At 60.1% G+C, this 19,184-nt stretch carries 15 protein-coding genes; 3 read left to right on the top strand and 12 right to left on the bottom strand.

What is annotated here, in order from left to right; genetic code table 11:
* Positions 1–10 precede the first annotated feature (10 nt).
* From RAD15_RS34585 to RAD15_RS34620, 8 genes are all read right to left on the bottom strand, one after another.
* Complete coding sequence (locus RAD15_RS34585; RefSeq protein ID WP_458183141.1) at positions 11–1,069, bottom strand: acyltransferase family protein; 1,059 nt, start codon at positions 1,067–1,069, stop codon at positions 11–13.
* 110 nt (positions 1,070–1,179) lie between these two features.
* The gene (locus RAD15_RS34590; RefSeq protein ID WP_458183143.1) at positions 1,180–2,046 is read right to left on the bottom strand and encodes a glycosyltransferase family 2 protein; all 867 of its coding nucleotides are present in this window, start codon (positions 2,044–2,046) and stop codon (positions 1,180–1,182) included.
* A gap of 226 nt (positions 2,047–2,272) precedes the next feature.
* Positions 2,273–3,388, bottom strand: a complete 1,116-nt coding sequence (locus tag RAD15_RS34595) for a glycosyltransferase family 4 protein (protein ID WP_458183145.1) — start codon at positions 3,386–3,388, stop codon at positions 2,273–2,275.
* Between the two features lie 69 nt (positions 3,389–3,457).
* Positions 3,458–4,882 carry a hypothetical protein gene (locus RAD15_RS34600; protein WP_458183147.1) on the bottom strand — a complete coding sequence of 475 codons (1,425 nt, stop codon included), beginning with the start codon at positions 4,880–4,882 and terminating at the stop codon, positions 3,458–3,460.
* A gap of 38 nt (positions 4,883–4,920) precedes the next feature.
* The gene (locus tag RAD15_RS34605; RefSeq protein WP_458183149.1) at positions 4,921–6,228 is read right to left on the bottom strand and encodes a glycosyltransferase; all 1,308 of its coding nucleotides are present in this window, start codon (positions 6,226–6,228) and stop codon (positions 4,921–4,923) included.
* Positions 6,229–6,374: 146 nt separating this feature from the next.
* Positions 6,375–7,400 carry a polysaccharide biosynthesis/export family protein gene (locus RAD15_RS34610; RefSeq protein ID WP_458183150.1) on the bottom strand — a complete coding sequence of 342 codons (1,026 nt, stop codon included), beginning with the start codon at positions 7,398–7,400 and terminating at the stop codon, positions 6,375–6,377.
* 295 nt (positions 7,401–7,695) lie between these two features.
* Positions 7,696–8,832: a glycosyltransferase gene (locus RAD15_RS34615; RefSeq protein WP_458183151.1), complete on the bottom strand. Its 1,137-nt coding sequence runs from the start codon at positions 8,830–8,832 to the stop codon at positions 7,696–7,698.
* 400 nt (positions 8,833–9,232) lie between these two features.
* The gene (locus RAD15_RS34620; protein WP_458183153.1) at positions 9,233–12,604 is read right to left on the bottom strand and encodes an RHS repeat protein; all 3,372 of its coding nucleotides are present in this window, start codon (positions 12,602–12,604) and stop codon (positions 9,233–9,235) included.
* Between the two features lie 144 nt (positions 12,605–12,748).
* On the opposite strand from RAD15_RS34620, the gene RAD15_RS34625 reads away from it, so the two are divergent.
* Both RAD15_RS34625 and RAD15_RS34630 read left to right on the top strand, forming a co-directional pair.
* The gene (locus RAD15_RS34625) at positions 12,749–13,051 is read left to right on the top strand and encodes a hypothetical protein (protein WP_458183155.1); all 303 of its coding nucleotides are present in this window, start codon (positions 12,749–12,751) and stop codon (positions 13,049–13,051) included.
* Between the two features lie 219 nt (positions 13,052–13,270).
* On the top strand, positions 13,271–13,828 hold the full coding sequence (locus RAD15_RS34630; RefSeq protein WP_458183157.1) for a serine O-acetyltransferase: 558 nt from the start codon (positions 13,271–13,273) through the stop codon (positions 13,826–13,828).
* On the opposite strand, the gene epsC is transcribed toward RAD15_RS34630, so the two are convergent.
* Both epsC and RAD15_RS34640 read right to left on the bottom strand, forming a co-directional pair.
* Positions 13,825–14,421, bottom strand: a complete 597-nt coding sequence (epsC, locus tag RAD15_RS34635; protein WP_458183158.1) for a serine O-acetyltransferase EpsC — start codon at positions 14,419–14,421, stop codon at positions 13,825–13,827. The genes RAD15_RS34630 and epsC overlap by 4 nt on opposite strands.
* Positions 14,422–14,504: 83 nt before the next feature.
* Complete coding sequence (locus tag RAD15_RS34640) at positions 14,505–15,782, bottom strand: lipopolysaccharide biosynthesis protein (protein WP_458183159.1); 1,278 nt, start codon at positions 15,780–15,782, stop codon at positions 14,505–14,507.
* A 676-nt stretch (positions 15,783–16,458) separates the two neighbouring features.
* Here RAD15_RS34640 and RAD15_RS34645 point away from each other — a divergent pair.
* Complete coding sequence (locus tag RAD15_RS34645; RefSeq protein ID WP_247498470.1) at positions 16,459–16,674, top strand: hypothetical protein; 216 nt, start codon at positions 16,459–16,461, stop codon at positions 16,672–16,674.
* Here the strand turns inward: RAD15_RS34645 and RAD15_RS34650 are convergent.
* Complete coding sequence (locus RAD15_RS34650) at positions 16,653–17,864, bottom strand: acyltransferase family protein (RefSeq protein ID WP_458183160.1); 1,212 nt, start codon at positions 17,862–17,864, stop codon at positions 16,653–16,655. The genes RAD15_RS34645 and RAD15_RS34650 overlap by 22 nt on opposite strands.
* Positions 17,864–19,183, bottom strand: coding sequence for a hypothetical protein (locus tag RAD15_RS34655; protein WP_458183162.1), 1,320 nt, complete (start codon positions 19,181–19,183; stop codon positions 17,864–17,866). The genes RAD15_RS34650 and RAD15_RS34655 overlap by 1 nt, the downstream gene beginning before the upstream one ends.
* Position 19,184: the final 1 nt, after the last annotated feature.

Here is a 19,184-nt window from a genome sequence, read left to right on the forward strand (position 1 = left end):
GCAGCGACGACTAGTCAGAAGACGGTGCCGGAGCTCGTCCCTGGTAGTTCGAGGCGACCGTCGCGGTCCTGGTGGGGGCAAACAGGTTCTGCATCGAGCGGGCATTCAGCAGGGGCGCTTCGATCAGGCGATGGAACGCAAAGGCCGCCAGCTGGCAGATGACCAGGATCGCCACAAAATACACGGCGTGCGGTATCGCGATCGTTTGGTCGATTTTGACCGCGATCTTCACGAGCAGCGAGATCAGTGGATAATGGATGAGATAGAGCGCATATGACGCCGCTCCTGCCTCCTCCAGCGGGGCAATTCGCCGGTTCAGGTATGGCATCGAGCACACGCCGTAGATGATTCCCGCCGCGCCAAGCCCGAACAGCAGAAGCTCGGCCTTTGCGGGAATCTGTTTCGAGATCCCGAAGTAGAACGTGACGGTGAAGACGATCAGGCCGGCGAAGAGGAAATACGGGCCGCCAGCGGAATGCCCGCGAACATAGAGCCACGCAATGCCGACCCCTGCCAGGAAGAGCAGGTGGTTGTTGTTGAAGATGAAATCGATCAACCAGCCTTTTCCGTCGATCAGGGCGAGCGGCAGGCCGGCAAGGCCCCAGGCGATCAGAAGGGCGAATCCGATTTTTCGGTTCCATAGGAAGACGGCGAACATAGCGTAGAAGAGAATTTCGTGGCGAAGTGTCCACTCCGTAGCCAGGATGACCTCTTCCTTCACGGGCAGGATCAGCAGCGACAGGATGACGTCGCTGCCGCTCGGCAGTTTCGTGGAAAAGCCGAGGAATGACAGGATGATCAGGGGAACGAGCACGATCCAAAGCGACGGATAGAGGCGGCGAAAGCGCTTTGCCGCGAACCGGGCGATGGCGCTGCCGTTACCCTCGAGATCGCGACGATGCGCCAGGTAAATGACGAATCCGCTCAGGACGAAAAACAGCTGAACGCCCGAATGGCCCGCCTTGAACAATGGAAACGTGCCGACGCCGAAATACTTCGGCATCAGCATCGTCACCTCGCAGTGATAGGCCACGACGAGCAGTGCCGCGATGCCACGGATCCAGTTCAACTGCAGCAGTTGTCCTTGCCGTGGCACCTTAGTTTCTCTCGGAAGTTCGGGCTTCATGAAAGATGACTTCCCTCGTCAAGTCGCAGCGTGAGGATGCCGATGCCTGAAGCTCAGCCCGTGCGCTTGGTGATCCTGTCCACGCCAGGGGGCCGGAACAGCGGCACGGCAAAGCGCGACTTGAACAGAAGGAGGCTGCGAATGTGCGTCCTTCCTGCGAATGTGAGAGGACCGGCGGCGCTCGACCGCTGATGGTCGTGAACGAGCTTCGCTCCGGGGATGCCTTTGATCGTGTGTCCCGCCCGCCAGAGACGAGCGCAGAGATCGACGTCCTCCATGTACAGGAAATAGCTCTCGTCCATTCCCTGGATCTGCTCATATGCGGTACGCCGGACGACAAAGCCCGTCCCCATCACCCATTCCGCATCGAACGGCTTTCCGGTCTCCCAGGCGTCCTTCATCATGTGCTTTTCGGTGCGCCCGGGCACCATGGCTCCGATCCAGTCCACGCGCCGGGCAAGAACGTCGAACACCGAGTAGAAGCGCCGGGCCGAGTATTGCCGGCTACCGTCGGGATTGACGAGGTCGAGCCCGACCAGGGCTGTTTCGGGATTCTGCTCCATGAAGTCAACAACGGGAGCGACGCTGTTGAACTCGAAATAGGTGTCGGGATTCAGGATGAGAAGATAATCGGCGGTGGTTTTCGCAACGCCCAGATTCACGCCGGCTCCAAAACCGCCGTTGTGGTCGGCGACGACCGTTCGAATGTCGGGCAGGGCCTTGCGGACTTCGTCGATCGAGTTGTCGCCCGAACAGTTGTCCACGACCAGCACGCCGTCCGAATCCACCACGCCATGCTCCAGCATCGACTTTACGCAGCGAATGGTCAGTCGAGCGGTTCTGAAGTTGACGATGACCGCCTGGAGTTTTCCAGAACTGCTCATCGGGCGAGATTCCTGCAGAAATGAAGGCTTAGTCATGCAAAAACGTGCTCGCTATGACAAGCCGCGTCCATAGCGGGATTCCCGCCTCCGTGTGACGCCACAACTGCTGCTGATCCTATGCATGGGCTCCGATTTTCCTGGATGTGCTCGGCGGCTCTTGTCGGTCTTGATGCGGTCATATCATAACTTTCCGAATGCCCCCCGTCGCAAACTCAGCCGGAGAGCCTCTATTTTCAGCGAGAAGCTGCACGAGTAACGTGCACTAACCCAGATTTTGGAGAAGCGACTGCGCAACTCTGTGAGGTGCGAACGCCTCTCGGACTTCGGCGACGGTCTCCGTGGACAGACGTTCGCCGAAATTCAAACATGCGGTCATCTGTTCCGCCCATGCGTCGACATTCGTCGGATCGGCGACGTATTCCGCCTTGCCCAGGGTTGCTTCGGGAAGCGATGTCACGCCGCTGACGAGCGTCGGGACCCCGAAGCCCATCGCCTCCGCCGCCGGCATGCCGAAGCCCTCGTAGAGGGAGGGCAAGACGAAGAGCCTTGCGTTTCGGTAGAGTTCGCCGAGATCCGCATCCGACAATATACCCGTCATCACGATGCGAGCCGCGGTCTTCTCACTCGCATTCTCGCGTATCAGACGCATCTTCTCGTCCGAGGCCTTGCCGGCGAGATACAGCTCGATCTCGGGATTCGATTGAGCCACCCGATCGAAAGCCTTGATGAGGACTCCCAGGTTCTTGTGCGGGAAGGGGTGGCTGACGGTGAGGATGTAGGGCCGGCTCGCAAGCTTGCGGGTTGCCTCGCCGACTTCGCCCTGTTCGAGCCTGGCCCACTCGATGGCGTTGTAGATGACCTTGCATTTGTCGGCCGCCGCGTCTCCGAAATGGCGTCGAACGTACTCCTTCTCGGAATTGGAGATCAGGAATACGAGGTCCGCCGTCTGGAACATGCGGGGAAGATAGAAGTCGAGCCAGGCCTTCCTCTTGCTGGAATGGTACTGCGGCAGCACCTTGTACTGAATGTCGTGGAGGATCACGGCCGACCTCGCCCGGCTGCCGGGGCGCCGCGGCGGAAGGAAATAGTTCGGATAGACCGCCCAGCCGTTCCCGGACCTTCGCCATTCGAACAGAAGTTCCTCGGCGAAGCGGCTGTTCTTGCCGGGAAGCGGGTATTGCCGCTGCTGCGCGATCCCTGGGGTTTTCGCCATCCATCGCAGGAATTCGGGCGACAGGCGGCCCGGATCGGAAAACGCGAGCGTCAATGCGGCCTTCGCCTTGTCGAGCCCGTGAATGAGGTTGTAGATCGCCGATTCAGTGCCGCCGATCTTGTGGTGATGTATTGCGAACAGGGGAATGATGAGTTCACTGGGCATTGCTTCGCTTGACTTTGATCGTGCCAAGAATGAGCTGAGGTCGCTTTCGGGAGCGGTTTCGCGGCAACATCAGTTGAGCACCCGAATGGTGACCGGTGCGGACGCATCGACGTCGTAGACGATCGGATTCGGCTCCACGTCGCCTTGAGCGCCCGCGGCCGGCGCGGCTTCGTCGCACATCCGCCGCCCCGATGCGTCGGGCAAGTTCAGCGCGTACCGCCCTCTGACGGTCGAGCCCGAGGACCAGAGAACGATGCTTTGCCGCGCACCGCGTCGAGCCCTGAAAACGAAGATGTCCGGGAGCGGTTCCTGGATGTCGACGTGATCGGCCGAGCGAACGAGATCCGTTGCTTCGCGCACAAAGCAGGCGGCCGGCTTCGGCTCATCGTTGAAGGTGAATAGCCCGAAGTTGTTTTCTCTGTCCGTCGGACTGGGACCGATGTTCTTCAATTCATGCACCCAAATGCCCTTGATCCAGGGTATGGCGGCGCTCTGCATGATGAATTGAGCGAAATTGTTGCCGGCAACCAGTGGCATGACCCCACACGGTTCATTGGATGTCGGCCAGCTGAATTCGGTCACGTAGATCGGCGTGACGACTCCGCCACGGTCCTGCATCAGTTCCTGTTGCAAACGCTTGACCCGGCCGATCAGTTCGGTGGCGGTTCTGTTTTGCGGCTTCAGGCAATGATTGTAGAGATGAACGGATAAGCCATCGGCGCCGTTCAGAACGCCGTCGCGGACGATCGCCCTGGTCCATTTCCAGTCGATATCGTCCCCCACCGCTCCGACGATCACATGAGCATGCGCATTTGCGCTCTTGATGGCTCGAACTCCGGAATTCGCAACGCGCACATAGTTGACAGCCGATCGGGGGTCACCGGTCGGTCCTTCGCCGACCAGTCTCGGCAGACGCGTCCCTGTGCCGATGTCGATGTTCCATTCGTTCCAGATCTCATAGATCGGATCGTATGGCCGTGTCAGCTCGACGACTTTCTTGAGGTAAGCATCGAATATGCCGAGCGCATCATCGGAGATCGGCGGGACACCTCCCGGCACGGACGAGTTTGCGGCCCCGACATTCAGGACGGGCTTCAATTTCGATTGGGGCAGGAAATTCATCAGCCGCTGCGACTTGACGAGCGCCGGCCCTTGCGGCGGAAAGCTGAAGGACTGCCAGGGCAGGTAGTCGCGATACGACGCAGCCCCGATCTGCGCCAGCTCGTGCAGCGCCGTGGTTGCGGACTCGTATCCGAGCGTGCGTACGAGGCCGAAATGGATGTTTGATCCTATCAGCAACGGGGTTGCCGCATTGGTACGAGCGACCGGCGGCAGAGTGACGATTTTCTCCGCGGCCGCGGCGGGATCGGCGCCGAAGATCGTGATGCCGCACAGCAGGCACCATGGAATGGCACGACGCAACACCGCAGAGACCGGCGCGCCGGTGCGCGTCGGACGCGATGCTGCAGGCTTAAGGCCAGGCTTGCCGGTCAAGGATCTCGTCAAGGATCTCGTCAAAGGTCTCTTGGGCCTCATTGGCTCGCATGCCCGCGGAAGTTGCGAATCTCGTCGATGAACTTGAGGTATTTCGCGCCCAGAAAGTCCTGATCGAACTCGCGGGCGCGGCCCATCGCATTGGCCTGGTAGCGGTGAAGCGTATCGCGATCAGACAAGACCTTTTCGAGGCCGGCGCGCCACGCCTGGACGTCTCCCGGGGGCAGAAGGAGTCCCGTTTCATCGTGCTCGACCAGTTCGGGGATTCCACCGAAGTTGCTGCCGATCACCGGAACGCCCACGCCGAGGGCCTGAATGACGACGCCCGGCGAATTCTCCAGCCAAATCGACGGGATGCAAAGCACGTCACTCGTTGCGATATGATTGATGGCCTCCTGCAGCGGAACGTGGCCCGTGAAACGGATCCACGAATGATGACCAAACCGCTTTCGCAAGGCTGGCTCATGTCCGCCGCCACCGACGATCGTGAAGGTGAACGGCCATCGATCAACGAGCCCCTCGGCGGCCTCCAGTAGAACATCGATGCCTTTGGCCTCATGCAGCCGCCCGGCGTAGACGAAGCGGACTGCGGTCGACTCGGCACGCTGGACCGTCGGCGACGGGTACTTGTTCGCGTTGAGAATGTGCGCGGTCGGAAATCGCTTCAGCGGCTGAAACTCGGCATTCCGCTCGAGATTGGCGCGGGACGGCGAGCAGAAGCCGATTCTGCGCATCGACAGAATTCCGCGCCGCTTGACGCCCGCCGACAGCTTGCACACGCCGCACTGCGTTTCGCAGGTCTTTCCGTCGACGAACATCGTCAGCCGCAGGCAGGACAGCGCCAGGTCCGGCATCACGTACATCATCGGGAGATCGCGCTTGGCGAACTCCTGCAAGACGTTGTGTCCGATGCCAGTCAGATAATGCACATTGCAGAAGTCGGGTTTGAAATCGTCGAGCACGCGGCCGACGATGCGCGAATTTCTCGGGTCCAGGTGATCTTGCAGATGCCACAACGGTTTCAGGTAGGTCTCGTCGACGCGCCCCTGTTTGTAGATCGGGTATGGGCGCGGCATATAGATGCTCCAGATTCTCATGCCATCGACCAGCTCGCCGAACTTCTCCTCTTCGCGAGACTTTGCAGCCGTGAGTACGCCGATTTCATGTCCCTGCTTCAGGAGCCAGGAAGAGAGGTTGAAAGCAGAGATTTCAGCACCACCGAGCACATTCGGGGGAAACATGGCCGAGACGACCAGAATGCGCATACGTTCAAGCTCCAAAAGATCAGCGGATCCGGGTTCGTTTAGCTGCAGACCCAGCGCCTTTTTATGACGTGCTCGGGCCATCCTGCAGTATCCAGGCCAAATGCGGGTTCACCGCTCACTCACGATGAAATGAGGCAGCAGGACCGCGCACAACCAGGAGTACTGGAAGCAAACGCGGCGCTGCATGATTGCAGCGCCGCGTTCCCGTGATCACCAGTTTGTGTCTGTTATCTCGTCAGCGTTTGAATGTTAACGGCCGTGTCCGTTCCGGCGAGCATGAGCGAGAAGAACTTGATCAGCTCTGTGCTCGGCGATTCAGACACCACGATTGCGTCGTGATCTCGGATCTGGAAGGAGTCGGCGAAGAACAACCCGTCCGGCTTGCTCCAGTCGAAGTTGTAGACTGTCGGAACCAGCTCGCCGGGGAAGCGCTCGACGTCGATCCCGGCCGACTTGAGCAGATTGCGCGGCTCAAGACGAAGGACATAGACCGCAGGTGAATTGGCGCGCGCGCCGTCCAGGCCGCCGGCCTTCGCGATCGCTTCAGCCAGCGTCATCCGGTCGTTTTCGAACGTGAACCTGCGATTGTTGGTGCCGCCGATCGAGCCAGGCGAGGGCGTCGATCCGAAGACCATGAACACCCGCGGTTCCCGTGACAGATAGACGACATCGCCCGGCGCGAGGAACGCATCCTCGTCGGGATGGCGCACGATCGAGCTCATCGTCTCGGTATACGTCTTGCTGCCCCGCTTGATCTTGACCTTGGTTTCCCACGACGGATTCTTCGGACCGCCCGCGCGCGCGATCGCGCCCATCACGCGAATTCCGCCCGGATCGACCGGGAATCGGAGCGGCGCATTGACCTCACCGAGCACGCTGATCTGATTGCCGCGCTGTTCGACGACGGAAACGACGGCCTGCGGATCGATCGCGCGGTTCTTGATCCGCTCGCGAACGATGTCGGCCACCGCACGGGCGGTCAGCCCGGCGGCCTTGATGGTGCCGGCATAAGGCACGGTGATGTTGCCGGATTGGTCGACCTGCTGGCGAGGTATGTCAACGAAGTTGCCCGGTCGGACGCTGGCCTCTCGCGGAATGAAGAGGCCGCCGGACTGGGCTTCGAACACGGTTACGGTGACGATATCGCCGACGCCGATGGTGATATCCTTGTAGTTTCCGCCAGGCAGATTGCGGAAATTGCCGCTGACATGGTCGCTGATCGAATTTGCCGACTTCAGAATATTCGGATCCACCGCGAGAAGCGCGTAAGGCACCGGCGGGCTGGGCGCGACCGTCAGCGCCGCATTTGAGACGACCGAAGCTCCGTTCGGGGCATCTTGCGGCGTAAACCCAGCGCAGCCGGCCAGGCAAATGGCAGAGACGGCAAGCGCAGGAGAAATTTTGAAAATCGATGCCAACAAAACGCGCTTCCTATCTCACTCTTACGATGCTTGAAGTTCTTAGCAGCCGCACCATGTGAGACCAAGTCTGGATGAGGTTGCAGCGGACCATTGAAAGTCACTGTTGCATTCGAGCCACGTCGTTGCGCTAGAAGGCAAATTTCGAGAGATGCTTGGGCGACGTCGTGATCACCGCTGCGTAAACTTTGAGCAGCTCTTGGTGTGTCCCGTCGATGCTGAACACTGACACGAACCGCTCGTAGCCAGCCTCTCCCAGAGCTCGCAAATCAAAACGTGATGCTCGCCTTAGTCCCGCCACAAGTGCCTTCGTTCCGGCGGGATCGCAGATCAAGCCGGTCACTCCGTCCTCGATGATTTCTGGCAGTGCGCCTGCGCGAAATGCCAGGATCGGCTTGTGCGCGCGCATTGCCTCCAGCGCGACGAAGCCGAAGGCCTCCCACCGCGATGGGATCACGCAGAGATCTGCCTGGTCGAGCTGGGCCTCGATGTCCGTTCGCGCGAGCCAGCCCAGAAGGGTGACATTCGAAGGCATGGTGTGGTCGCCTTCTTCGCTGACGATCGCGGAGCCGATCATTCGGACGTCAATAGACGCCTCGAGCTGTCTCGCAGCCTCGATCAGGAAGTCGTATCCCTTTTGACGATCGAGGCGCCCGATGAACAGGACCTTCAGCTTCGACGTGCTCCAACTGGCGTCATCGTGGCGGATATTTGGGCGCTCGTTCCGCATGCCGCTCAAGACGAGGCTGAGCTGCTTTTCCGGGATGCCGGCGTCCCGCGCGGCGGAGTACTCGTTTTGCGAGATACAGATGATTCTGTCGGTGACCTTGGCGAGCAGCCGCTCCGCGATTTTGGCGACGGCGTTGCTGAAGCGCGACGTCTCGCGGGAGAAGGCCCAGCCATGCGCGCAGTAAACGATGGCAGGTCGTTTGCGCATGAAAACGAACGCCGTGCGCACGATCAGGCCGGCGAGGGTGGAGTGAACGTGCACGATGTCCGGCTTGGCAATCTGCACTTGCCGCATCGTCTCGAGCGCCAGTCTCAGCAGGCTGGGCAAGTTCCGGCCTGAGCGGTCAAAGGCGACGATATTGGAATCTGCAATCCCGATCAGGTCGGCCCGGTGCTCCGACGGAACGATGTAGCACAGGTTTTCCTTGCCAAAAGTCTGGCACTGAAGCGCGTGCAATTCGGTAAAATAGGTCGCGATCCCACCGCGAATAGTCTCGGCAACGTGGATGATCTTCAGCCGAGGGGAATCAGACGTCATTCGGAAATTGACTTGATGGAGACATATGCAACCCACACAACAAACACCCAGTCTTCAACGGTATTCCTGCTTCCGCCCTGGGCAGGCCCGGTGCGGGCCGAGCATCTTCGCCGACGGACTTAACCAAAACGAGCTTTGTGGCAATTCAGCGCCCCCGCTGAATTTTGCGGGATGCGGCTTCCTGGTCCACCCTCAGCTGATCTCTGGATTGTATACGTAGACACCGACTTGGCCTCGAATGGCCACGCCATCCGATCTGCCGTTCACCGCCAATGTCTATATTTCCGCTCGCATGATTGCAACGCGAATATAACGGCTCCCCCGCGCGCCTGCTGGCGCGCGAAGTGACGAAAGAACGACAAGTGCCGGATCGCGAGGCAGTCTACGCGATCCGTGCAGCCTACACGAGCAGGAAATTTTGCTGCGTAAGATCGGTCGAACTGACATGCGCGAGTAGAATCGAGTTGCCCTCGTCGAGATGAACGATGGCGTCCGCTCCCGCCTGGGCGATGTTCAAGTGAGCGAAGTCTGGTGCGAACGATTTTGATATCTGAATGACGTCGTGGTTCGCAGCTGCGCCCGCGTGGAAACCGGAGATCTGATCGTTGCCGCCCTTGAAGGCAAAGGTCGTCGAAGTGGCCGCCGTGAACAGGTCGTTTCCGTTGCCGCCCGTCAGCGTTACGCCGGCTGCGTTCGCCGTCTCGACATGCGTGCCATCGGCCTTGAGCAGATCCGTCTTCTGCAGGACGCCGGAGGCATTGTAGGTCTTGTCCTGCACGCCGGACGGCAGGAAGGTATAGACGTCCTTCGCGCCACTGCTCTGGGTTACGACTTTGGACGCCAGCAAGCTCTTCTCGTCGTAGTAGGTCGCGGTCGAGCTGCCGTCCGCGCCGGCCTTGAAAGTATAGTCGAGGGTGCCGTCGGCATGGGTGCGCGTCGCCGACGTCAGCTTGCCGGCGTCGTCGACATGCTGAACGATGTTGACGTAGGACTGACCGACGACGCCGTAGGCATAATTGTCCTGGCTGTGGTCCGCGTGCAGTACGTACATCCTGGTCTTCACACTGTCCGTGAAGAGAGACGTCAAGGTGGATCCGTCCGCGTTCGTGAGGCTCTCCTGGGTGATCGATCCCGTGGCATTGAACAGGTCGTGGAGCGACGATCCATCCGTATGGTGCACCGTCTGGGCCAGCTTGGTGCCGTGACCGTCGTATTGCGTGCCGGTCTTCGTGCCCTGTGGGTCGATGACCTCGGTGTATTCCAGGGTGCCATCGCCGTGCGTGCGGACGATCGATGTCAATTGTCCTGATGCGCTGATGTGCTGGACGATGTTCTCGTAAGGCTGGCCTTTGATGTCGAACGCGTAATTGTCCTGACTGTGATCGGCGTTCGTGACGTACATTTTCGTCTTGATGCCGCCGCTGAAGAGTGAGAGTGAAGTCGTGCTGGTGCCGCTCGCGGCGGCCACAACTTCGCTCGAGAGCGCGCCGGCCGGGTCGAAATTGTGGGTGGTCGTGATGTCGCCTGTAATCGTGACCTTCTGTGCGTAGCTGCCATCTGCATGCAGGCGCTCGAACAGCACAAGGCGACCCGCCGCGTCGAACCCGCTGTGCTCCGTCACATAGGCCTTCTGCTTGATGTTCAGCGCATAGATGTCCTTCGTCCCGTCGAGATGCGTGATCGCCTGAGCGATCTTTCCGCCCTTGGCGTCGAAGCTGGTCGACGTCGTCGTCCCGTCGGAGTTGCGCGCCTCGGTGTAGTCCAGGGTTCCGTCCGCGTGCGTTCTGACGACCGATGTGACAACGCCACTGGCGTTAACGTGTTGGACCTCCGCGACATAGCTCTTCCCGGTGATGTGGTAGAGGAAATTGTCGTTCGAATGGTCGGTATTGGTGACGAACATTGCCGTCTTGACGCCCGAAGTGAAGAGCGTGCTGCTCGATGAGCCGTCAGCGTTCGTCTTGACTTCCGACACGAGCGAGCCTGACGAGTCGTAATAATCGTCGGTCGAGCTTCCGTCCGCGCCGATATAGGTCTTTCCGGTGACGGCGCCCGAGGCGGATTTGTGCGTCACCTCGGTGACATACGACTTGTCCGTGATTCCATAGACGAATATGTCCTTCGACTTGTCGCTATGGGTGACCGTCATCGTCGTCTTGACCCCATTTGCATAGGAGGAGGCGGCGGTCGATCCGTCGGCGTAGGTCACCAGCTGGTAAACCGGGAGGCCGGATTGATAGGCCGTCTCCTCGGTCGACGTGAGCGCGCCGGTCGAATCGTAATTCTCGGTGAGGCTCCACGTTGATGCCGTGGTGGTTACCGCGAACGAATAGCCGCCCTTGATCGTCGAAAGCACGCTGCCATAGTGCGAGATCATGTAGTCCATCGTCGCTTTCGTCGACACGGCAAGGACATGGGTGTCGGTCAGCGTGATGGATTGGACGGTGCCGGCGGCATTGAGGTCGGACAAGTCGGCCACGATTTCGGCTGCGGTGCCAGTGATTTCGGTCACGGGAGGCGGCGGCGCCGGGGTCGCGGGGGCGTCGATCTCGATGATGAGCGGATGGTCGCTCACCGGGACGGTGAAATCCTGGACGTTGGTGTAGGTCGCGATCGGCTTCGCGGTGTTCAGTGGGTCATAGACCGTGACGGTTTTGTGGACGCTGTTCAGGTGAACCTGAGCCTGCTTCGTCGGGTTCGCGATCTCGACGTCCTTGGCGTCATTCCAGAGCTGCGGCTCGGCCCAAACCACCAGCTCGTAGGCTCCATTGCTCTTGCCGAGGACCATGCTGGTGCCTGTCGCGGGCAGGTTATCGATCGTATAGCCGAGCGCAGTGGTGGGCGTGCGGCCGCCCTCACCATCGTCGGCAAGGAGCGTCGTCAGATTGTGGATCGCAGTCGCGGCCAGCTTCGGCGTGCCATCCGCATTGAAAAGGCCGAACTTGCCTTCAGGGTCGGAGCTGCTGCCGTGGTCGAGCAGCTGGTACAGATAGGTCGTGGTGACGCCATTCTTGAAGGCATCGACGAGCGAATTCAGAATGGACTTTGCCTGCACCAGCTGGTCGACGCCGAGGCCCGTATAGCTCGCCAGCGTGGTGTAGCCCGTCTCGGTGATGACGGAAGGGTTGTTCGGTGAGCTGGTGGCAGCGAGGTCGCCGGCGTACTTGATGCCGTAGTTCTCCGGCGTCGTCGTCGCGACGTAGGCATGGGAGGTGGAAAAGTCGGAATATTTCGAGAGATCACCGAGCTTGGCGTAGCCGCTCGCGTCGTTCAGTCCCAGTGTCAGATTATAGACCGCGACGTCGCTGAGATGTGCGTCGGCCCTGATGGCCGTGTAAAGGTCCTTCTGAAATTGCGCGGCAGCCTGGATGGAGGAACTGCCGTGGTAGGTGAATGCCTGGATGTTGGCCTCGTTGAGACCTTCGATTGCGATGACGCTGTTCGGATAGGCTGCGATGAAGCCGTCGAGGGAAGCGAGGAACTGGGCAATTCCTGCCGCACCCGAGGCCGGCAGATTGGATGCCACGACGAAGTCGAACGTCACGCCGGACGCTGCAAGCGCGTCGATCACCGGGATTGACGACGGGTCCACCGAGAGGGAATCCCGGATCGTCGTGACGCCGAGATAGCGCAGGTCGTCGATGATCAGACTCGAGTTGGCGTAAGTTCCCCAGGAGGAGGCGGCTGAATAGGCTGCATGCGTGTTGACCGCGATTGAATCGACGAACGCATGCGCGGAGAGGACAGCGGATGAAGTGCTGGTCGTCGTCATGAGGCGACTCCAAGTTTTGAAGACTTTCGCTCATCTCTTCCACGCAACTTGGAGCTTTTCATGTTTGAAGAAGACAAAGTCATCTTCGTTGTGCTGTTTAAATGAGCTCGACGATCGCGCGCCGCAGCAGCAAATGTGTGCGCGATGGTTCCGCAAGGCGCGTGCTCACGGTTCCGCAATGCGTGTCTGATCGTTCTCGATGACGCCGATGCGGAACCCGAGATCCTTTCGGTGTTCTCACGGACAACAGCGATGTCGGTTGCGATGAAAAGGTTGGCAGATGCTTCGTTCGTGGTCAGCTGCGCTGCATCTGCTTGCGTGAATCGAGCGCACGATCCAGGCCGCGACTTCAATTGTTGGCCGGATGTCTATTGCGCGTTTCGTGTGGCCGTTGCCGTGAAGCGCAAGATTGATCAGTTTGCGGGTGGATTTGCCTGGCGCATTTGAAGTTCCAATACGGGCTGGCTCTGATTTGCTCGGCGGCGCGCCGGGCGGTTCGGGGCGCGATACGATGCTTGCGGCGTCGGACTTCAATGGCCGGGCGCAGCTGCACGCGAACTCGGCGTCGGACAATGGGTGCTTGGAAAGCGTGTGGAACTTGGTACATCATCGTCGCAGGCCGGTCGCTAGATCGGCGGGAATCGTCCAGCAGAGTGATGAAAGAGCATGTGGAGACAGGATCTCGAGCGAAACGCCGGACGCAGCGGTCTGACCGGCGCTTTGATCGCCTACGTCACGTCGCCAGGCTTCGCCCTCGTGTCACGGGCAAGGCTCGCGTCCTGGCTGAACGTCCGGGGCAAAGCGGGCAGGTTGCTGTCGCGGCTGGTCTGGCGATCGACCGTCAGGAACTACGGATGCTATGTGGCCCCTGCCGCACGACTCGGAGCCGGTCTAAGCCTGCCGCATCCGGTCGGCATCGTGATCGGCGAAGGTAGCGTGATCGGAAAAGATGTGACGATCTACCAAGGCGTCACGCTCGGCCGGGCTTCGCATGACGTCGACGCCTACCCGTCGATCGATGATGGTGCGGTGATCTACGCTGGCGCAACGTTGCTGGGCCCGATCAGGATCGGGCGCAATGCGATCGTTGCGGCACATTCGGTGGTGCTATCCGACGTGCCGGACTCTGCCACGGTCGTGGGTGCGCCTGCGCGCATCGTAGGCACGGCCAGAACGGAAGACCGGTTGCAGGCCGCGGACGTCAACCGGTCGGCGTCACGCTAGGCGACTTCCGACGCCAGACCTTGCAGCTCGTCCTGCGACGTCGGTGAAATGTCGGAGCGCGGCAGGATCTTGGCAGGGGCGCCCACCGCAATGGAATTGGGTGGCACGTCCTTGAGCACGACCGCGTTTGCACCGATCATTGAATTGCTGCCCACGGTGATGCTGCCGAGGACGACGCATCCGGCCATCAGGGAAGCTCCATCCTCGATCCGCGGCCTGCCCCGATCGGAGTGGTCCTTCCGACCGATCGTAATGTGCTGCAGGAGTGTCACGCGTTTTCCGATATCGCTGGCACCGACGACGATTCCGTACGGATGCGGGATATAAAGACCGCCATCGACGCTCGCTGCCAGGGCGATTTCCGAGCCAAACAGCAGACAGGAGAACCACCAGACGATGCGGCGAAGAATCCTGCCGACGAGCGGTACCCGGAAGAGCGCCTCCTGGATGCGCCAGGCGAACACGAACTGGAATCCCGGCGTCAACAACAGCATGCGCGCAACAAATGCAAAGCTGACCGGGGTGTGCTCGCGCGAGGCGTAGTGGGCAAGATCCTCTTTGATCTTGTCGACGATCTTCGTCTTCTGGGTCATGAACGTGAGCTCCGCAACGCCGGCTGGGCGCTGGCTAGATCCAAATGGCCTCGGCCGGTCGGCAAGGCGGTCTTCGTTTCCACTCATCCGCCGTCGTGGGGGGAGGGCGATGCACCGGTCGAGCGAAACACCCCTGCCAGGAACCAGGCGCGCATGAGCAACAGGATAACCGCGGTCAGGAAAATTGCAATTCCCGCACCCGAGAGGCCGAAAGTTACGATGCCGACGCAGGTCATCGCAGTCGAAAGACAGACCCCGATGGTGTTGATGGCGGCGTAGGACGCGTCTTTTTTCGTGCTCAGAAGGCCAACATTGCCCAGATCCGAGCACGAGCGCAGCACGGCCGCCGCAAGCAGCAGCAGGAACAGGCCCCGATGCTCGCTCAGTCCTTTCATGGCCATGTAGCGCAGTGCCACTTCGCTTGCCGCGAAAATGGCCACGGCCGCTCCCGTGGAAATCGAGATGACCTTGTAGAATTCCACGCGAAGAGCCTCGCGCCATGCCTCGCGATTGCCGCTCGCATAGGTCGAGACGAGAATGGGCAGGGCAGCTTGAACGACGGCAGTCGATACCAGCGTCTGCAGCGAATTGGCGAGCGACCAGAAGAACGTATAGATCCCCGTTGCCGACAGTCCGAGGAAGAAGCTCACGATGTACCGGTCGAGATACATGAGCCCGACAAGGCTGACGTCGCTCACATAGATGTGCCAGGATCTCTTGAGGCGGTTGCTGATCCAGTCGAAATCGACCTCCCGCGAGAGCACGCCGCTGAGCTTCCACTTCCTCGCCATGACGCTGAGCACGACAAGAGCAAAAACGTTCGAGATGATCCAGGCGCACAGCACCGTTTCGATCGAGCGGAATTGCGGAAACAACAGGCCGAGGCCGATGACAAAGGGAATCCACACGGCGGAACGCAGCAGAACGAGCACATTGGCTTCGAGCGCCTTGTTGAGGCCGATCAGCGGCAGATGCAGATCGAGCCCGATGGTTTCGAGCCACACCAGCACGGCGATCAGCGCGTAAAGCAGGGTGATCGTCCGGTGCAGGTAGAACGACAGCAACACCGCCAGGACCGTAGCGAGACTCAGCGAAACGATTGTGACGAACAGGCGATTCCGGACTCGAATTGCCGCCTCAGCCGGCGACAATCCGACGACCTCGCGCGCCACGAAATAGTTCAGGCCCCATCCGATCACCGCCGGCGCGAGGCCGGTCACGCCGACCGTCAGCCCATAAACACCGGCCGCGTCGTAGCCCAGATATTTGATGACGTAGAAGGACAGCAGGAATCGAAGCCCGAGCGTCGCCAATCGAATGAGCACATTCGCGAAGGCAACCAGCTTCTGGGGGACTTGCATTGTCAGGGCACCGATGATCCGTGATAGCGCAGGGCAAGCACATCATCCGACCGGTGTCAAAGGCGAAGCGTCATCGCGCGGAATGACGTTCACTCGTTATGCGCGAAAACATTCGACGACCGCTGGTTCGCCGAAGTTTTAGCCGCCGTGCCTCATCACAGGCAGGGATGTTGTCAGAACCGAGTGCGCAAGACAGCTTTCAGGTCACGTCGCAGCACGTGGTTGCGAGGATTGAGGCGCGCGCGGCGATCCAGAACGATCGGAAGGTTAATATCGAGAGCGGCCGCAATGCAGGGAGGCATCCCGAGCCGACGTGCATATCCCGCTTGTCATTTGCCTGTGCATCGAGGCGATCGGTCAGCCGGCTCCCATCGCGACTGCCCTCGCGAAGGCGCAGCCCGGGAGTTGGCGAGGCTGGCGGTGGGAGCCCGCGTGCCGTCCGTCGAAAGTCTAGCTGAACGGCCAAGTTTCGATCTGTACGGTTCCCGCTCGAGCATCGGGCGCCAGGCTGGTCGTCGCAGGCGATGGCCGGTTGCGGTGTTCATTCGATCTTAGCCTTCGCGGCCCGATTGCCGGATTCCGGGCATATTGGTCAACGCACCTTTTACCGTTCCGGGCCTAGGCTAATCGAAAGGCGAGAATAAAGAAGGTATGGGTTAACCAAGGGGAGGGTGGAATGAAGGCGAAACTCACGCGCGATAGCGCGAGGGCGCTTGTCGACGCAGGCTACATGCCTCTGGCTCATTATATAGAGATGTTCGGTGAAGACGCTCCGCCAGAGACGATCTCACCCAGCATCGTGCCGAAAAAGCGGCGTAGCGCACCGGTCAAGAAGCTGCCGGCCGAGGCCGTTCAGGTGAAGCTCGACCGTCACTCACGCCGGCGCCCCTGATGATCGAACCTGGCGTGGTCGCGTAGATCGTCTCGCAAGAGCGGGCTGGCGACCGCGCTCTGGACTTCGACCGAGGTCTTCCGCTCGTGAGTGCCAAGGAGGGCCGCGATGACGTTCCGCAGCCGGACCTCGATCAGCTCATATGTGATCGTCGAGGCAACGAACGAAGACAGCAGCCCGAGAACGACGAACATGGGCCAAACCACCCAGGGTGAGTAGCCTTGGGAGACCAGTCGTGCCCCGATCACCTGCAACGGGTAGAGCGCGAACGGGTGAACGAGATACAGGCTGTAGCTGATCTTGCCCACGAATTGCGGTGAGGCCTTCGACAACTGCTGCGCAATGGTCGAAGCCGGGTTCAGGACCGTCGAAAACAGGATGAGGCCCGGAAGAAGCCCCACGAACGGATGTACATATTCCAGCAGCATGTACATCAGTGCCAGGCACGCGACGCTGAGCAGCAGCCCCGATATGCCTCGCGCTCCGATGCGCAGTTCGACCGCCCTCAGCGCGAATCCGACCGCGAAATAGGCCGAAATCGGAAAGTAGAGAACGGCGATGACGCCCGCCAGAACGAGCAGGGCGGTCACCGGTCGCGAGCGCGTAGCGAAATAGAAGGCCGCTGCGAACCACAAATAGAACACCCACTCGTAGGTCAGCGTCCATGCGTTCTGCTGCCCAAGCGGCAGGTTCAGGATGTCGGGGAGAAAGAACAGGTTCGCGAGGAATATCTTCACGTAGTCCAGCGCGTCGATGCCCTTGAAGAATTTGTATCCGACCAGCGGCCCGATGACGAAGAGGGCGAGATGAAGGATGACAAATACAGGAAGGATGCGCAGACAGCGGTCGATGAAGAATTTCGAAACCACCTGATGCCGGACGAGGCTGGCCGGGATCAGGTACCCGCTTATCATGAAGAACACTTCGACGCCGCGGCCGAAGGTTCCGATGATTGCATCGAACCACGACGGCATCGGCGGCAGAAAGCCGGCCGTGAGCGGCATGTCATAGAGATGAACGAGCAAGACGCTTAGCGCAGCAAGGCCGCGCAGCCCCTGGATCGACGGCTCAAAGAGCCGGGCTTGGGCCGCGGAGCCGTGCCGCCCAAAGATATTGTGCCTGCTGTCGGATACTCTCTTGGCGAAATCCTTCGCCCTCTCCGCGCCCGATGGTCGTTCGAGAAGAGCCATCACCCGCTTGCAACCTTCAGGAGCTGCGGCGGCTGCCCCATAGCATTGCGGTTCACGCGCGGAAGCGGCGACGGCTTTCCGAAAACTTCACTGAACGCCATGGTGATCACCAACAGACCGCTCGCAGGGCCGTAACCGAGAACGGTTATGGTGTAGAAGTTCATCACAAAGATGGCAGTGAGCTTGTAGATATCGCGGGTTCTGGCCACGGCCATGATCACGAAGATCACGAAGATCACGAAGATCGGACCAAACATCAGGTAGGTTCCGATGTAGAAATTATCCACGGGCACGTAATAGGCGACTTTGTTCGAGAACAGCTGCTGCGGATAGTTGAAGCAGCCCAGTCCGCAACCGGTGAAATATCCCAGCGGCATCAGATCGTTCATGTAGACGAACGGCAGCTGCCAGCTGTTGTTGATGCGATCCTGCAGGCTGTACAGGCTCTTCGCGATTCTGCCCAAATTGGTCCCGCTGAACGCCAGCATCAAAGCCGGCGGGACGAGGAGGCAGGCGAAGGACCAGAGCGCGAGTGAACGAAGCGCAGCGAAACGATGACGTTCGTCGAACGCGCGCACCAGCAGCAGGCCGCCCAGGTAGATCACCAGGACGCCCAGCGCAGTCTTGTTGGTCGAAACCTGAATCGCATAGAGGGCCGGCCCCGCCCAAATCAGGCACCAGAGCACGCTCTTGCGAATGGAGGTGAAGACATAGGTTATCAACACGAAATATGCAGCCATGGTGCTGTCGGCGGCGAACCCGGAGATGCGGCTCTCGCCGCCCGTCCACCAGAGTCGTGCCGCGGTTCGCGTCGCGCCGAAAGATTCGTATGAGAAGGCGACCCACGGCAGCCGCGAATGCGCGGACCAGAAGATCCCGATCATCGAGGCGAAGAAGAGAAAATAGATGACGTTCAGCAGGAGTTTCTGGTCCTTGAACTCGCGGCCGCAAAAGCAAAATCCGACAAAGGCGGGGGCGATCATCTTTATCGAAGAGGCCAGCCCCTTCGTCTCTCCCAGGAATACGTAGCCGAGAAAGAGCGCGAAGACCGTATAGAGAACGAGCAGGATGGCGATGATGCTGCCTTGCTTGAACGCATATCTGTACGTGAACGCCGCCACGCATGCGAATGCAAACAGGTCGGGAACGAACCAGAGGGCGTCCAGATGTGTGAGGCTCGCATAATAGCGGAAGACGCCGGCGAAGGCGTCGCGGCTGAAATAGAGCAGCACCGCGCAGCCTTCGAGCGTGGGCAGGGCCCAGGCCGAAAGTGGGGCAGCCTCGCGATTTTCGGCGAGCGGCGTTGTCGGTTGATCCATC

It is taken from the genome of Bradyrhizobium sp. 14AA (assembly GCF_054185205.1).

Excerpts from the sequence above, each read along its gene's own strand:
- RAD15_RS34590 (WP_458183143.1), bottom strand. The coding sequence starts at position 2,046 with ATGACTAAGCCTTCATTTCTGCAGGAATCTCGCCCGATGAGCAGTTCT.
- RAD15_RS34595 (WP_458183145.1), bottom strand. The coding sequence starts at position 3,388 with ATGCCCAGTGAACTCATCATTCCCCTGTTCGCAATACATCACCACAAG.
- RAD15_RS34605 (WP_458183149.1), bottom strand. The coding sequence starts at position 6,228 with ATGGCCCGAGCACGTCATAAAAAGGCGCTGGGTCTGCAGCTAAACGAA.
- RAD15_RS34615 (WP_458183151.1), bottom strand. The coding sequence starts at position 8,832 with ATGACGTCTGATTCCCCTCGGCTGAAGATCATCCACGTTGCCGAGACT.
- RAD15_RS34620 (WP_458183153.1), bottom strand. The coding sequence starts at position 12,604 with ATGACGACGACCAGCACTTCATCCGCTGTCCTCTCCGCGCATGCGTTC.
- RAD15_RS34625 (WP_458183155.1), top strand. The coding sequence starts at position 12,749 with ATGGTTCCGCAAGGCGCGTGCTCACGGTTCCGCAATGCGTGTCTGATC.
- RAD15_RS34630 (WP_458183157.1), top strand. The coding sequence starts at position 13,271 with ATGTGGAGACAGGATCTCGAGCGAAACGCCGGACGCAGCGGTCTGACC.
- epsC (WP_458183158.1), bottom strand. The coding sequence starts at position 14,421 with ATGACCCAGAAGACGAAGATCGTCGACAAGATCAAAGAGGATCTTGCC.
- RAD15_RS34640 (WP_458183159.1), bottom strand. The coding sequence starts at position 15,782 with ATGCAAGTCCCCCAGAAGCTGGTTGCCTTCGCGAATGTGCTCATTCGA.
- RAD15_RS34645 (WP_247498470.1), top strand. The coding sequence starts at position 16,459 with ATGAAGGCGAAACTCACGCGCGATAGCGCGAGGGCGCTTGTCGACGCA.
- RAD15_RS34650 (WP_458183160.1), bottom strand. The coding sequence starts at position 17,864 with ATGGCTCTTCTCGAACGACCATCGGGCGCGGAGAGGGCGAAGGATTTC.
- RAD15_RS34655 (WP_458183162.1), bottom strand. The coding sequence starts at position 19,183 with ATGGATCAACCGACAACGCCGCTCGCCGAAAATCGCGAGGCTGCCCCA.